At 55.8% G+C, this 14772-nt stretch carries 9 protein-coding genes, 3 rRNA genes and 1 other RNA gene; 8 read left to right on the top strand and 5 right to left on the bottom strand.

Translation table 11 applies throughout. The annotated features are described in order from the left end of the window. Nucleotides 1-105: 105 nt before the first annotated feature. The 4 genes from prfB to smpB all read left to right on the top strand — a co-directional run bounded on the left by prfB (nucleotide 106) and on the right by smpB (nucleotide 3635). Complete coding sequence (gene prfB / locus AC1ENN_RS04780; protein ID WP_449648522.1) at nucleotides 106-1212, top strand: peptide chain release factor 2; 1107 nt, start codon at nucleotides 106-108, stop codon at nucleotides 1210-1212. 143 nt (nucleotides 1213-1355) lie between these two features. Then, the gene (gene ftsE, locus AC1ENN_RS04785) at nucleotides 1356-2147 is read left to right on the top strand and encodes a cell division ATP-binding protein FtsE (protein WP_449648521.1); all 792 of its coding nucleotides are present in this window, start codon (nucleotides 1356-1358) and stop codon (nucleotides 2145-2147) included. Next, nucleotides 2144-3061 (top strand): permease-like cell division protein FtsX, encoded by a 918-nt coding sequence (ftsX, locus tag AC1ENN_RS04790; RefSeq protein ID WP_449648520.1) that lies wholly within the window; start codon nucleotides 2144-2146, stop codon nucleotides 3059-3061. Before ftsE ends, ftsX begins: the two co-directional genes overlap by 4 nt. A 94-nt stretch (nucleotides 3062-3155) precedes the next feature. Beyond that, on the top strand, nucleotides 3156-3635 hold the full coding sequence (gene smpB, locus AC1ENN_RS04795) for an SsrA-binding protein SmpB (protein ID WP_009771737.1): 480 nt from the start codon (nucleotides 3156-3158) through the stop codon (nucleotides 3633-3635). A gap of 24 nt (nucleotides 3636-3659) precedes the next feature. Here the strand turns inward: smpB and AC1ENN_RS04800 are convergent, their stop codons facing one another. Beyond that, the gene (locus tag AC1ENN_RS04800; RefSeq protein ID WP_449648519.1) at nucleotides 3660-3932 is read right to left on the bottom strand and encodes a glutaredoxin domain-containing protein; all 273 of its coding nucleotides are present in this window, start codon (nucleotides 3930-3932) and stop codon (nucleotides 3660-3662) included. 164 nt (nucleotides 3933-4096) lie between these two features. Between AC1ENN_RS04800 and ssrA the strand changes: the two genes are divergently transcribed. After that, nucleotides 4097-4471: a transfer-messenger RNA gene (gene ssrA / locus AC1ENN_RS04805) on the top strand. Nucleotides 4472-4541: 70 nt separating this feature from the next. Here ssrA and galK read toward each other — a convergent pair. The 4 genes from galK to AC1ENN_RS04825 all read right to left on the bottom strand — a co-directional run bounded on the left by galK (nucleotide 4542) and on the right by AC1ENN_RS04825 (nucleotide 8433). Next, the gene (gene galK / locus AC1ENN_RS04810; RefSeq protein ID WP_480406786.1) at nucleotides 4542-5732 is read right to left on the bottom strand and encodes a galactokinase; all 1191 of its coding nucleotides are present in this window, start codon (nucleotides 5730-5732) and stop codon (nucleotides 4542-4544) included. Beyond that, the gene (galT, locus tag AC1ENN_RS04815; protein ID WP_449648517.1) at nucleotides 5729-6838 is read right to left on the bottom strand and encodes a galactose-1-phosphate uridylyltransferase; all 1110 of its coding nucleotides are present in this window, start codon (nucleotides 6836-6838) and stop codon (nucleotides 5729-5731) included. Before galT ends, galK begins: the two co-directional genes overlap by 4 nt. After that, complete coding sequence (gene galE, locus AC1ENN_RS04820; protein ID WP_449648516.1) at nucleotides 6835-7827, bottom strand: UDP-glucose 4-epimerase GalE; 993 nt, start codon at nucleotides 7825-7827, stop codon at nucleotides 6835-6837. Before galE ends, galT begins: the two co-directional genes overlap by 4 nt. Nucleotides 7828-7947: 120 nt before the next feature. After that, on the bottom strand, nucleotides 7948-8433 hold the full coding sequence (locus tag AC1ENN_RS04825) for a GNAT family N-acetyltransferase (RefSeq protein WP_449648515.1): 486 nt from the start codon (nucleotides 8431-8433) through the stop codon (nucleotides 7948-7950). A 757-nt stretch (nucleotides 8434-9190) separates the two neighbouring features. On the opposite strand from AC1ENN_RS04825, the gene AC1ENN_RS04830 reads away from it, so the two are divergent. From AC1ENN_RS04830 to rrf, 3 genes are all read left to right on the top strand, one after another. Continuing rightward, nucleotides 9191-10717, top strand: a 16S ribosomal RNA gene (locus AC1ENN_RS04830). A 509-nt stretch (nucleotides 10718-11226) separates the two neighbouring features. Next, nucleotides 11227-14343 (top strand): 23S ribosomal RNA (locus AC1ENN_RS04835). Nucleotides 14344-14522: 179 nt separating this feature from the next. Next, nucleotides 14523-14639 (top strand): 5S ribosomal RNA (rrf, locus tag AC1ENN_RS04840). Together the 16S, 23S and 5S rRNA genes form the textbook arrangement of a ribosomal RNA operon. The last annotated feature ends 133 nt before the right edge of the window (nucleotides 14640-14772 follow it).

The raw sequence follows: 14772 nt of genomic DNA on the forward strand, positions 1-14772 counted from the left end.
CGTCCATCGTATGTCGTGAGGGCACGCATCACTGGCAGCCTCAGCAACCAGATCGGACGACCGATCGGGTGTCCCTTGGGCATCGCGGGTAGTCTGGTTGGTGACATGGATGAACTGGACTTTTCTGACGACATCGCGGCACTACGCTCCACTTTTGCGGACATTCGCCAGGTAGTCGACACCGACCGACTTGCGGCAGAAATTGCCGAACTGAGTGAACTGGCGGGTGCCCCCGATCTCTGGGACGACACCGACAAGGCGCAAAAGGTCACAAGTGACCTCAGCCACCGTCAGGCCGAACTTGCCAAGATCAATTCCATTTCGAGTCGACTCGATGACATTGAGATCATGGTTCAACTTGCCAATGAAGAAAGTGATGCTCAGGCGGCAGCGGATGCCCGCACTGAACTCACCGGAATCAAGAAGACTCTCGGCGACCTCGAGGTCCAAACTCTCCTCAATGGCGAGTTCGATCAGCGCCCCGCCGTCATCACCATTCGCGCTGGAGCGGGAGGCGTCGACGCCGCTGACTTCGCCGAAATGCTGTTGCGCATGTACTTGCGCTACGCCGAGCAGCACTCGTATCCGACGCGTGTTCTTGACACGAGCTACGCCGAAGAAGCCGGCATCAAGTCGGCGACGTTCGAGGTTGACGCTCCCTTCGCTTTCGGAACGCTCAGTGTCGAGGCTGGTACCCACCGTCTGGTACGCATGAGCCCGTTCAACTCTGCGGGCAAGCGCCAGACGAGTTTTGCTGCGGTCGAGGTTGTTCCTCTTATTGAGACGACGGATGTTGTTGAAGTTCCGGAGAACGACATCCGTGTTGATGTCTTCCGTTCTTCCGGTCCTGGTGGTCAGTCGGTCAACACGACGGACTCTGCGGTGCGTATCACTCACTTGCCGACCGGCATTGTTGTGAGCTGCCAGAATGAGAAGAGCCAGATTCAGAACCGTGCTGCGGCAATGCGTGTGCTGCAGTCACGGTTGCTTTTATTGCAGCGTGAGCAAGAGGCGGCAACGAAGAAGGAAATCGCTGGCGTAATCACCGCGAGCTGGGGTGACCAGATGCGCAGCTACGTGTTGGCCCCGTATCAAATGGTGAAGGATCTTCGCACCGAGTTCGAGGTCAACAATCCCTCGAATGTGTTCGATGGTGATTTGGATGGCTTTATCTCTGCTGGCATCAAGTGGCGCAAGCGCGTCATCAAGTAACCCCAGACCAGTGACCTCACCAACCGTGGCTTCCCGCGAGTTCATTTCAGCCACGGTGTGACCTGAACTGGGCCACCTGTGAGTCTCGTCACCCGGTGCGTCGTTGACCGGTTCCGTGCTGCACGTCTTTAGGCTGACTTCAAATGATTCGTTTTGATGCTGTTTCGAAGTCCTATCCGGGCACCACCAGGCCGGCGCTGAACTCGGTCGATCTTGAGATTCTCAAGGGCGAGTTCGTCTTCTTGGTTGGCGCTTCTGGATCAGGTAAGTCAAGTTTTTTGCGGTTGATCCTCAAGGAGGAGAACCCAACTAAGGGGTCTATTCACGTGCTGGGTCAGCACTTGAATACTTTGTCGAGCCGCAAGGTCCCATATTTTCGCCGCAATCTCGGCGTTGTTTTTCAGGACTTCCGGCTGCTGCCAAACAAGACTGTCTTTGACAATGTGGCGTTCACGTTGCAGGTGATCGGCAAGAGTCGTGGCTTCATTCAAGAGGCAGTTCCGGATGCTCTCAAGATGGTCGGTCTCGCCGGCAAGTCAGGACGGTTTCCTCATGAACTTTCTGGCGGTGAGCAGCAGCGCGTTGCTATCGCTCGCGCGGTGGTCAATAAGCCAGCCATCATGCTCGCGGATGAGCCAACAGGTAACCTCGACCCCGCTACCGCGGCTGGCATCATGACGCTGCTTGAGCGAATCAATTTGGGCGGCACGACTGTTCTTATGGCAACCCACGATGCGGGCATTGTTGATCAGATGAAGCGCCGCGTAATCGAACTAATTGGTGGTCAGATTGTGCGCGATGAGCGCCAGGGTGGCTACCAAACGCAGACGGTTCCTGTTCAGGAGCGAATTCCGCATCCTGCTGCTAGCGACCCCACGGGTTCGGCCCAGACTGTGGTTTCACCGCGGTCGCACGGTGGGGGGCTCGACGCATGAGGCTCGGTCTGATTCTTGGCGAGGTTGGTAGTGGGCTCCGTCGTAACCTTTCGATGGTGGTCTCTGTTGTTTTGGTGACGTTCATCTCCCTCACTTTCGTGGGGGCGTCGATTCTGCTGCAGATGCAGATCGGGCAGATGAAGGGCTACTGGTATGACCGCGCCCAGGTTGCGGTCTACATGTGTACCGATATTGATACGACCGGCAATTGCACGCTTGCTGAGGCAACCGAAGACCAAATTGATGCTGTGCAGCAGCAGCTGGATTCCGCGACGTTGGCGCCTTATATCAATGAGGTTCAATTCGAGACTCATGAGCAGGCCTACGAAAACTTCACGGAACAGTTTGCTGACACCACGTTCGCCGGGATCATCACGCCCGAGACGCTTAACGAAAGTTTCCGGGTCAATCTTGTTGATCCCGAGCAAGCTGATGTGTTGATCGAGAGTCTTTCTGGTCTGGCCGGCGTCGAGAGTGTGCAAGATCAGCGCGCCTATCTTGAACCAATTTTTTCCATCTTGAACGCCGCCAGTTTCACGGCGATTGGAGTGGCTGGGCTCATGCTTGTCGCTGCGGTCCTGTTGATTGCCACGACCATTCGGCTTAGTGCGTTCTCGCGGCGAAGAGAGCTCGGCATCATGCGGCTCGTTGGGGCTTCGAACCGCTTCATCCAGACTCCGTTCATCCTCGAAGGAGTCTTCGCCTCCCTCATCGGTTCGGTATTGGCCGGGGGAGCGATCGTTGCGATCGTTCAGTTCTTCGTGCGGGGTTACTTGGCCTCAACGCTGCCGGTGAATACGAGCCTGTTGGGAATGGATGAAGCACTACTGGTCGTGCCCATCCTGATTGTGGCTGGGGCTGGTCTTGCCGCGATTTCCGCTGGCGTCGCGATCAGTCGATATTTGAAGGTCTAGGCTGCGGGTAGCTCGCGCGCTAGACTGGTCTGCTGCACTGTCGGCATCCGTCGTAGCATTGTGCACCCCAACGTATCTGAGAGAGAAGTGAATCATGCCCAAGGAAGGTGACCGGAAGGTTGTTGCCAGCAACCGTAAGGCGCGCCATGACTACAGCATCGAAGACACCTTTGAGGCTGGTCTTGTGCTGTCGGGTACTGAGGTCAAATCTCTGCGTTTGGGTCGTGCAAGTCTGATCGATGGCTACGGCTACATCGACGACCATGCTGAAGCTTGGTTGGATGCCGTGCACATTCCTGAGTTCTTTCAGGGCTCGTGGAATAACCATCCTCCGCGTCGCAAGCGCAAGATGCTCCTCCACAAGGAGCAGATCCTCAAGATTCACAACAAGATCAAGCAGGGCGGCTATACGCTCGTGCCTTTGTCGATCTATTTTCTGGATGGTCGGGCCAAGGTCGAACTCGCGGTTGCCAAGGGTAAGCGTGAGTATGACAAGCGGCAGACACTGCGAGAGCGCCAAGACAAGCGTGAGTCAGATCGGGCTATCTCTGCCCGCAAGAACATGGGCGAATAGCCCCAGGCTTGTCGCTCGCGTCAGTTAGATCGCGGCGAGTTCTTCGATCTTTGCTGTGAGTTCTTTGTCGCTGGGCTCTACCTGGAATGTTCCGTCGGGAAAGTGCACGACGGGGATGTTCAAGCGTCCGCTGATGGCGTGAGCACGGTCCGCAGCGGTTGGATCCTTTTCGACGTCGATCTTGTCCCACTCGACACCCAGTGAATTGAGGAGTGCTTCTGAGCGGCGGCAGTCGCGGCACCAATCCGCGCCGAACATTTGGATCTTGGTTGGCAATGCCTCTGTGGTTTCACTCATGAATCCAACTTTACGGGCGAGATGCTGATGCTCTGCCCCACGTTCGCTTCCAGCGTGTGAGCCAGTCGCGGGCTAGCTTGTGCGCTTTTTCTGAACTACAATTGAGGGCTGCCTGTTAATTAGGCAAATTTGATAACTCCACAGCGCGACAACGACCCACACAGGGGGATGATCGGTTTCGACATTGCCTGCAAAACTGTGAGAAGCGGGTCGAGAATGCAGCCTTATCTCGTTAACGATGACTGCAAACTATAAGTGCCAATTCAAAGCGCACTGACTTCGCCCTCGCTGCCTAAGCGAGCGCACTAAAGAAGTCCGTCAGACCGGGAATGCTCTCTACCCGGACTCTGGCGCAATTTAGAGAGATTGCTGCGTAGTTACGCCTGAGGGCTACGTGGGACTTGCACTCTGGCTGGGCTTGTTGATCTAGGTGCTTGTGGCAAAGATCAGAGCCGAGTAGAACGTCTGCACAAGCTACACCCGTAGAAGGCACAGAATTACAGCAGTGGACGGGGGTTCAATTCCCCCCATCTCCACCACCGGTCGTTGTCGCGTTGTGAAGTTTCTTTCGGTGCCGTGCCCTGTCTGCAGGGCACAGCACCTCGAGCCTCACGCTGAAGTTGATGGACCTTCGTTGCGCTTGGCGCCCTCGGAGGGCGTCACGGTGAAGGTGACCGGTTCGATGTATCCGTGATTGGCGAACGTTACTTTTACGGCGGCTTCTACTTCGGAGACGCGAGCGTGGGGCACGAGTGCGATTGCGGCGCCGCCGAAACCTCCACCGGTCATCCGGGCGCCAATTGCGCCATGCGTTTGAGCGGTCTCCACGGCGAGATCAAGTTCGGGGATAGAGATTTCGAAGTCGTCGCGCATCGAAACATGCGAAGCATCGAGCAGAGCACCGATCGCCAATGGACCGTCAGCGTTGAGTGCACGTACCGTGTCGAGTACCCGTTGGTTTTCTGTGACGACGTGGCGCACGCGGCGGAAAGTAACGTCGTCGAGGAGTTCGCGCGCACGCTCGAGGTCATCGACGCTGACGTCGCGCAATGAGCTAGTTCCCATAGCTGCCGCTCCTGCTTCGCAGGCAGCGCGGCGTTCTGCGTAGCCTCCAGTGGCGTGGGAATGGGATACGCGCGTATCCATCACGAGGATGCTCAGCTCAGCTTGTGCAAGTCCGAGCGGCACCACTTCGACTTCGAGCGAACGGCAATCTAGGAACACTGCCGAGTCGGTCGCCCCGAGCAACGATGCTGACTGATCCATGATTCCTGTGGGAGCGCCGACGACGTCGTTTTCCGCGAGCTGGCCCACTTTCGCGAGCTTTTCGCGGGAGAATCCGAGATTCCATAGGTCGTTGAGCGCAAGTGCCACTGAGCTCTCGATGGCGGCGGATGATGACAGTCCGGCCCCGACGGGAACGGTGGAATCGATGAGGATATCCACACCCGCAACTGCGGTGAGGTCTGCGCCGTGTTGTCCGAGTGCCCAGGCGACTCCGAGGGGGTACGCGCTCCATCCGGTGATACGTCCAGCGATACGTGCCGCGTCGAGATCTGCTAACGGAAACTCCACCGAGGTGTCATCGAAGGTGCTGGTTACGCGAATTATTCCGTCGGTGCGAAGACCAACGGCGGCACGGGTTCTGCGGTCAATCGCGAACGGGAGAACGAAACCTTCGTTGTAGTCGGTGTGCTCACCGATGAGGTTGACGCGCCCCGGTGCCGACCACACGCCATTCGGAGCGTGCCCGGCGACGGCGACGAAGCGTTCGCTTAGTTGTTCCACTGTGTCGCTCATGCTCGTTCAATTGCCTTTCGGATGTTTGCGGCAGCGGCTTCGGGTGTGACGTCGGCGATCCACGCGCCCATTGCCGATTCCGAGCCTGCAAGATATTTCAGTTTGTCTGCCGCGCGACGAGGCGACGTTAGTTGAAGGTGGAGCCGGTAGGTATCGCGCGCGCGATTAACGGGAGCCTGGTGCCACGCGGCAATGTATGGCGTGGGGGAGTCGTAGATTGCATCGACGCCTGTGAGCAGTTTCAGGTAGAGCGTGGCGAGTTCGTCTCGTTCTGCGTCTGAGGTTGCCGCGAAGTCGGGGATTTGGCGATGCGGAAGCATGTGGATCTCGATGGGCCAGCGAGCGGCGAATGGCACGAAAGCTGTCCAGTGTTCTCCGCTAAGTACAACGCGGTCTCCTGCACGTTCGAAGTCGAGGATGCGCTGAAACATGTCGGAGCCGATTAGCTCGATCGAGTCGAGGGTGCGTTGCGTCTTCGGTGTGATGTAGGGGTAAGAGTAGATCTGGCCATGGGGGTGGAGAAGGGTTACGCCGATTGCTTCTCCGCGGTTCTCAAACGGAAACACTTGCTGCACGCCATCGAGTGCCGATAGGGCTTCCGTTCGGTCGGCCCAGGCTTCGATGACTGTTCGTGCCCTACTGGCCGTCTGGGTGCCGAACGATCCTTCGTGGTCGGGGCTGAAGCACACCACTTCACAGCGCCCGATGGAACTCCGAGTGCGTCCGAGCCCGAGCTCGGCGAGATCGTCAAGACCGGTCGGACTGTTTTCACTGCCGGCAAGTGCTGGACCAAAGGATGGCGAACGGTTTTCGAAAACGGCGACGTCATAGAGCGCCGGAACCTCTGAGGGATTATTCGCTGTTTGGGGCGCAAGGGGGTCTTGATCGGCGGGGGGAAGAAAGACACGGTTCTGGCGAGCGGCCGCTATCGACACCCATTCGCCGGTCATGATGTCTTGCCTCATGGTTGCGGTGGCCGGTCGAGGATCGAGGGTGCGGCTGTCGACGGATCGTTCTTCGCCGAGAGTGGTGTCTGCGTCGTCGAAGTAGATGAGCTCTCGGCCATCGGCAAGAGTCGTTGGTCGTTTCGTGATTGTGGGGCTCATTCTGCACTTCCGTTTGTGCCGTTGGCGGTTGTGGCACGAAGGCGTGCTTCCCAAGCGCTACGAACCATTTCTTCTGCGGTATGCCGCATTTTCCAGTCGAGGTCTCGAGTGGCTAGGTCGCCGTTGGCGACGATGCGGGGCGGATCACCAGCGCGGCGCGGTGCTATTTCTGGAGTGAATTCGATTCCAGTGACGGATGCCACAGCGCTCATGATTTGAGCCACAGATAGCCCATCGCCACTTCCGAGGTTGTAGGCGGGCTCGATTTCTTGGCGAGAGTCGAGCCGACGAGCGGCGGCGACGTGGGCGGCCGCAATGTCGGCAACGTGCACGTAGTCGCGCACGTTGGTGCCGTCCGGTGTCGGGTAGTCGTTGCCGTAGATGCGCGGTACGCGACCTTCGACGAGGGCTTCGAACACGAGTGGAAAGAGGTTGTGGGGGCTGGTGTCGTAGATCGTTGGATCTCCGGAGCCGACGACGTTGAAGTATCGCAACGAGGTGTGCCGCAGCCCTGCCGCTACTGCTTGGTCACGAAGTAGCCATTCGCCGATGAGTTTAGATTCGCCGTAGGGGGAGAGGGGAGCTTTCGCTGTGCTTTCGGTGACCTGGTCGACGTCTGGCGTTCCGAAGACTGCGGCGCTTGACGAAAACACGATCTGCTCGATGGCGCATTCCTGCATTGCTTCGAGCAGGGAGAGGGTGCCGGTGACGTTCTGCGCGTAGGTGTGCAGTGGTCGTTCGACTGAGACTCCGGCATATTTGAATCCAGCAACGTGGACGACGCCAGTAACGTTGTGGGCGATCATCGCTGCGGCAAGAGCGTCCTTGTCGAGGATGCTCGCCTGGATGAAGGGCACTCCGTCAGGAATGAAGCCCTCGAAACCGCTCGAGAGGTCATCGACGACGATGGCGTCCATCTGAGCGTTAACTAATGCGCGAACGACGTGTGCGCCTATATAGCCGGCGCCGCCGGTTACCAACCAAGTCATCGGGATTCCTCGTGTCTGGGCAGTGGTCCAGCCACGATTGCAGCTTTTCACTCTGCGAGCGATCCAATTGTATGACTAATAGGTTCGTGCGTCCAACCTCAGTCTTCTGCGCGCCCGACCTCAGCGGCGAACGAGACGAAGTTCCCGGATGTTCGGATTGAAATCCATCTCTCGCACTTTGCCGTCCGGCATGAATCGGTTTCGGGCATAGAACGATCGAGCTCGAAGATTCTGCTCAAGCACCCACACGCTTGCCGCTGCGCCGCCCAGTGCAGCGTCGAGGAGTGCTTGGCCGGCACCAGAGCCATGCGCTTCGGCCAGAACATAAATCATCTTGAGCTCTTCGGCAGGCAAAGCTGGTTCATCCCGGTTGTGTTCCGCGTGTGCGAACCCCACGATTCGTGCGTCGATCTCAGCGACCACTGTTGTCACGTTCGCGTCGAGGAGTAGTTCGTTCCACATTGCTTCTCGACGAAGTCGCGCTTCGTCGCTCCAAGCTTGTTCGGGGAACTGCCCGGTGTAGGTCTCTTTCCACGATTTCGTATGCACGGAGGCGAGCTCTTCGGCATCATCGAGCCGCGCGGCGCGTGTGGTGAAACTGGGCATAGAACTATCTTCTCGCAGTACGTCCTATTGCTGCTTCCGAAACTGTGGCGTGGTTGTCTGTTTCCAGAGTCCCTTCGTTAGCTAGGTCTCAGTGTTTTGTTGAGGATGTTGCAAAGACACGCCCGGGATGTGGTTGGTGTTGGTGAGGGGGCAGGAATGCACGTAATGTTTCCTCTTGTCACCCCAAAGGTGCGGAAGTCCCGGGCAGTTCTGCTGCTAGGTTTCCGGCCTCAAGTGGGGGCCACCATTCTCCGGAATCTTTTATGGTTCGGGTCGAGTCAAACATCGTTTTACCTCTTGTGGGTTTCGGTGTCAGATCTTAGGATGAGAACCCGCTTTATTCGCGTGTTGGTCAGTTGTTGGGTGCCGTTCTGGTGCCGGATGGTTGGTTTGACAAGCGCGGTGAAGCTGGTAAGTTAGACAGGTTGCCTTCCGCATGTATGTGGGGGTTGCCAACACAGGTTTGAAAGCCCTGGGGTGAAGCCGTTGTGCGGTGGAGGTCAGGAGCGTCCGATCCTTGAGAACTCAACAGCGTGCACAATGTCAAATGCCAAAAACCCGACTGTGCTTAGTGAAATCGTCCCATTTCGGGTCGTGATTGCTGGTGCAGCGGATTCCTTTGGAAAAGATATAAACAACAAAGCAAGTCAGTATTGATTTGTTCTGTCAGTTTCAAACTTGCAAGGTTCTGACCTATTCCGGTTAGTCCTTGCACACAATGTGCTTCTGCAAGCTTGCTTGTGGTTGCTAAAAAACATTTATGGAGAGTTTGATCCTGGCTCAGGATGAACGCTGGCGGCGTGCTTAACACATGCAAGTCGAACGATGAAGCAGAGCTTGCTCTGTGGATTAGTGGCGAACGGGTGAGTAACACGTGAGTAACCTGCCCTTGACTCTGGAATAAGCGTTGGAAACGACGTCTAATACCGGATACGAGCTTCAGCCGCATGGCTAGGAGCTGGAAAGAATTTCGGTCAAGGATGGACTCGCGGCCTATCAGGTAGTTGGTGAGGTAATGGCTCACCAAGCCTACGACGGGTAGCCGGCCTGAGAGGGTGACCGGCCACACTGGAACTGAGACACGGTCCAGACTCCTACGGGAGGCAGCAGTGGGGAATATTGCACAATGGGCGCAAGCCTGATGCAGCAACGCCGCGTGAGGGACGACGGCCTTCGGGTTGTAAACCTCTTTTAGTAGGGAAGAAGGGCTTCGGTCTGACGGTACCTGCAGAAAAAGCACCGGCTAACTACGTGCCAGCAGCCGCGGTAATACGTAGGGTGCAAGCGTTATCCGGAATTATTGGGCGTAAAGAGCTCGTAGGCGGTTTGTCGCGTCTGCTGTGAAAACTGGGGGCTCAACCCCCAGCCTGCAGTGGGTACGGGCAGACTAGAGTGCGGTAGGGGAGATTGGAATTCCTGGTGTAGCGGTGGAATGCGCAGATATCAGGAGGAACACCAATGGCGAAGGCAGATCTCTGGGCCGTTACTGACGCTGAGGAGCGAAAGCATGGGGAGCGAACAGGATTAGATACCCTGGTAGTCCATGCCGTAAACGTTGGGAACTAGATGTAGGGACCATTCCACGGTTTCTGTGTCGCAGCTAACGCATTAAGTTCCCCGCCTGGGGAGTACGGCCGCAAGGCTAAAACTCAAAGGAATTGACGGGGGCCCGCACAAGCGGCGGAGCATGCGGATTAATTCGATGCAACGCGAAGAACCTTACCAAGACTTGACATATACGAGAACGGGCTAGAAATAGTTCACTCTTTGGACACTCGTAAACAGGTGGTGCATGGTTGTCGTCAGCTCGTGTCGTGAGATGTTGGGTTAAGTCCCGCAACGAGCGCAACCCTCGTTCTTTGTTGCCAGCACGTAATGGTGGGAACTCAAAGGAGACTGCCGGGGTCAACTCGGAGGAAGGTGGGGATGACGTCAAATCATCATGCCCCTTATGTCTTGGGCTTCACGCATGCTACAATGGCCGATACAAAGGGCTGCAATACCGCAAGGTGGAGCGAATCCCAAAAAGTCGGTCTCAGTTCGGATTGAGGTCTGCAACTCGACCTCATGAAGTCGGAGTCGCTAGTAATCGCAGATCAGCAACGCTGCGGTGAATACGTTCCCGGGCCTTGTACACACCGCCCGTCAAGTCATGAAAGTCGGTAACACCCGAAGCCAGTGGCCTAACCCGCAAGGGGAGGAGCTGTCGAAGGTGGGATTGGTAATTAGGACTAAGTCGTAACAAGGTAGCCGTACCGGAAGGTGCGGCTGGATCACCTCCTTTCTAAGGAGCATGTGCAACGCGTTTTTTCGTCCCTGCGGTATACACAGGGTTAGTGGGAAACGCATTATGTTGCCAAGTCGTACTGCCCTGTTCGGGGTAGACGGCGCTCATGGGTGGAACATTGACATTGTGGCCAGAGGAACTATTTTCTCTTCAGTACGCTGACTTCGGTTGGTAGGAACGAGGGTTTATGGGGGTGCTGGTCTTTGCACGTTGTTGGGTCCTGAGGGACCGGGCTCGGACTGAAAGGTTCGTGTTCGTACCTTAGGACCTGGGACATCGAAAGGTGTCTTTGGGTCTGATGGATCCTGGTCTTGTTTCCTGCAGGTTGGGGGATGAGGGAGGATACCGCCCGTATTTTGAGAACTACACAGTGGACGCGAGCATCTTAGATTCGACCGAAAGGTCGGATCACAAGAAATAACAATTGCTGTCATGCCTTTGGGTGTGGCAGTTCATTGGTCAATCTCGGCATTTAGGTGCCGCGATCGATTCTTATACTCATGTGATATCAATTTTCTAAGAGCAAACGGTGGATGCCTTGGCATCTGGAGCCGAAGAAGGACGTATAAATCTGCGATAAGCCTCGGGGAGCTGATAATAGAGCTGTGATCCGAGGATTTCCGAATGGGGAAACCCCGCTGGGCGTTGCAAGACGACTCAGTGACTCCCGCCTGAATATATAGGGCGGGTAGAGGGAACGTGGGGAAGTGAAACATCTCAGTACCCACAGGAAGAGAAAACAACCGTGATTCCGTTAGTAGTGGCGAGCGAAACCGGAAGAGGCCAAACCGATCATGTGTGATAGCCGGCAGGCGTTGCATGGTCGGGGTAGTGGGACTTTTCAGCTGTTACTGCCGTACAGCAAGAATTACAACGATATATAGACGAAGTGGATTGAAAGCCACGCCATAGAGGGTGCCAGCCCCTTAGTCGAAATGTGTCAATGGTTCGAAGAGTATCCCAAGTAGCACGGGGCCCGAGAAATCCCGTGTGAATCTGTCAGGACCACCTGATAAGCCTAAATACTTCCAGATGACCGATAGCGGACAAGTACCGTGAGGGAAAGGTGAAAAGTACCCCGGGAGGGGAGTGAAATAGTACCTGAAACCGTTTGCTTACAAACCGTTGGAGCAGCCTTAGTAGCTGTGACAGCGTGCCTTTTGAAGAATGAGCCTGCGAGTTAGTGATCAGTGGCGAGGTTAACCCGTGTGGGGCAGCCGTAGCGAAAGCGAGTCTTAATAGGGCGAAATAGTCGCTGGTTCTAGACCCGAAGCGAAGTGATCTATCCATGGCCAGGTTGAAGCGTGTGTAAGAGCACGTGGAGGACCGAACCCACTTCAGTTGAAAATGGAGGGGATGAGCTGTGGATAGGGGTGAAAGGCCAATCAAACTTCGTGATAGCTGGTTCTCTCCGAAATGCATTTAGGTGCAGCGTTGCGTGTTTCTTGCCGGAGGTAGAGCTACTGGATAGCTGATGGGCCCTAAAAGGTTACTGACGTTAGCCAAACTCCGAATGCCGGTAAGTGAGAGCGCAGCAGTGAGACGGTGGGGGATAAGCTTCATCGTCGAGAGGGTAACAGCCCAGACTACCAACTAAGGTCCCCAAGCGTGTGCTAAGTGGGAAAGGATGTGGAGTTGCACAGACAACCAGGAGGTTGGCTTAGAAGCAGCCACCCTTGAAAGAGTGCGTAATAGCTCACTGGTCAAGTGATTCCGCGCCGACAATGTAACGGGGCTCAAGCACACCACCGAAGTTGTAGATTTCGTATTATAGGTAAGCCTTCGTGGTTCAGCCGTACGGAGTGGTAGGAGAGCGTCGTGTGGGCAGTGAAGCGGCGGTGTAAACCAGCCGTGGAGCCTACACGAGTGAGAATGCAGGCATGAGTAGCGAAAGACGGGCGAGAAACCCGTCCTCCGAATGATCAAGGGTTCCAGGGCCAGGCTAATCCGCCCTGGGTAAGTCGGGACCTAAGGCGAGGCCGACAGGCGTAGTCGATGGACAACGGGTTGATATTCCCGTACTGACGAAGAACCGTCCCAACTAATCCAGTAATGCTAAGTATCTGAATCCCCTAGACCAATCCCTTCGGGGTGAGGCGTGGGGCCTAGCGTACGACCCTATTCTGGTGCGGTTAGCGTATTAACAGGTGTGACGCAGGAAGGTAGCTGAGCCGGGCGATGGTTGTCCCGGTCTAAGGATGTAGGGCGAACGATAGGCAAATCCGTCGTTCATTAAGCCTGAGACCCGATGGGTAGTCGTCAAGACGAAATCAGTGATCCTATGCTGCCAAGAAAAGCATCGACGCGAGGTTCAAGTTACCCGTACCCCAAACCGACTCAGGTGATCAGGTAGAGAATACTAAGGAGATCGAGAGAATCGTGGTTAAGGAACTCGGCAAAATGCCCCCGTAACTTCGGGATAAGGGGGGCCTAAGGCGTGAACGGATTTACTCCGGGAGCGCTGCAGGGCCGCAGAGACCAGTGGGAAGCGACTGTTTACTAAAAACACAGGTCCGTGCTAAGTCGCAAGACGATGTATACGGACTGACGCCTGCCCGGTGCTGGAAGGTTAAGAGGAACGGTTAGTCGTAAGGCGAAGCTGTGAATTTAAGCCCCAGTAAACGGCGGTGGTAACTATAACCATCCTAAGGTAGCGAAATTCCTTGTCGGGTAAGTTCCGACCTGCACGAATGGCGTAACGACTTCCCAGCTGTCTCAACCGCGAACTCGGCGAAATTGCACTACGAGTAAAGATGCTCGTTACGCGCAGAAGGACGGAAAGACCCCGTGACCTTTACTATAGCTTTGTATTGGTGTTCGGTGTGGCCTGTGTAGGATAGGTGGGAGACTGTGAAGCTTGGACGCTAGTTCAGGTGGAGTCATTGTTGAAATACCACTCTGGTCATATTGGATATCTAACTTCGAACCGTGATCCGGTTCAGGGACAGTGCATGGTGGGTAGTTTAACTGGGGCGGTTGCCTCCCAAAAAGTAACGGAGGCGCCCAAAGGTTCCCTCAACCTGGTTGGTAATCAGGTGTCGAGTGTAAGTGCACAAGGGAGCTTGACTGTGAGACTGACAAGTCGAGCAGGGACGAAAGTCGGGACTAGTGATCCGGCAGTGGCTTGTGGAAGCGCTGTCGCTCAACGGATAAAAGGTACCTCGGGGATAACAGGCTGATCTTGCCCAAGAGTCCATATCGACGGCATGGTTTGGCACCTCGATGTCGGCTCGTCGCATCCTGGGGCTGGAGTAGGTCCCAAGGGTTGGGCTGTTCGCCCATTAAAGCGGTACGCGAGCTGGGTTTAGAACGTCGTGAGACAGTTCGGTCCCTATCCTCTGCGCGCGCAGGAAATTTGAGAAGATCTATCCCTAGTACGAGAGGACCGGGATGGACGAACCTCTGGTGTGTCAGTTGTTCCGCCAGGAGCACCGCTGATTAGCTACGTTCGGAATGGATAACCGCTGAAAGCATCTAAGCGGGAAGCCAGCTTCAAGATGAGATTTCCATGGCTTAGGCCGAGAGACTCGCAGCTAGACTACTGCGTTGATAGGCTGGATGTGGAAGCAGGGACTAACGACCTGTGGAGCTGACCAGTACTAATAAGTCGATAAATTGATAACACCCCACCTCACTCGGCAGTCTTTGACTGTCGAATGGTGACTGAGAAGAATTCTCGCGTCCACTTTGTGGTTCCCGATTTACGGTCGGGAACTGCGCCCAGCACACACTGCTGAGCCCCACCCTAGGTGGAAGCTCTGTGATGTGAACTGGCCCAGACTGATACATAAATCAATAGTGTTTCGGCGGCCATAGCGAGAGGGAAACGCCCGGTTACATTCCGAACCCGGAAGCTAAGACTCTCTGCGCCGATGGTACTGCAAGGGGGACCTTGTGGGAGAGTAGGACACCGCCGGACTTCAATTGTAAAATAGCCACACCCTTCGGGGTGTGGCTATTTTGCGTTAACCACCCAACAACAGCGCAACTCCGCCACAGAACAAACCGCGAGTTTGACGCTCACGCCAGCGATTGACCGTCGAAGACACCGC

It is taken from the genome of Rhodoglobus sp. G.S.23 (genome assembly GCF_056675935.1).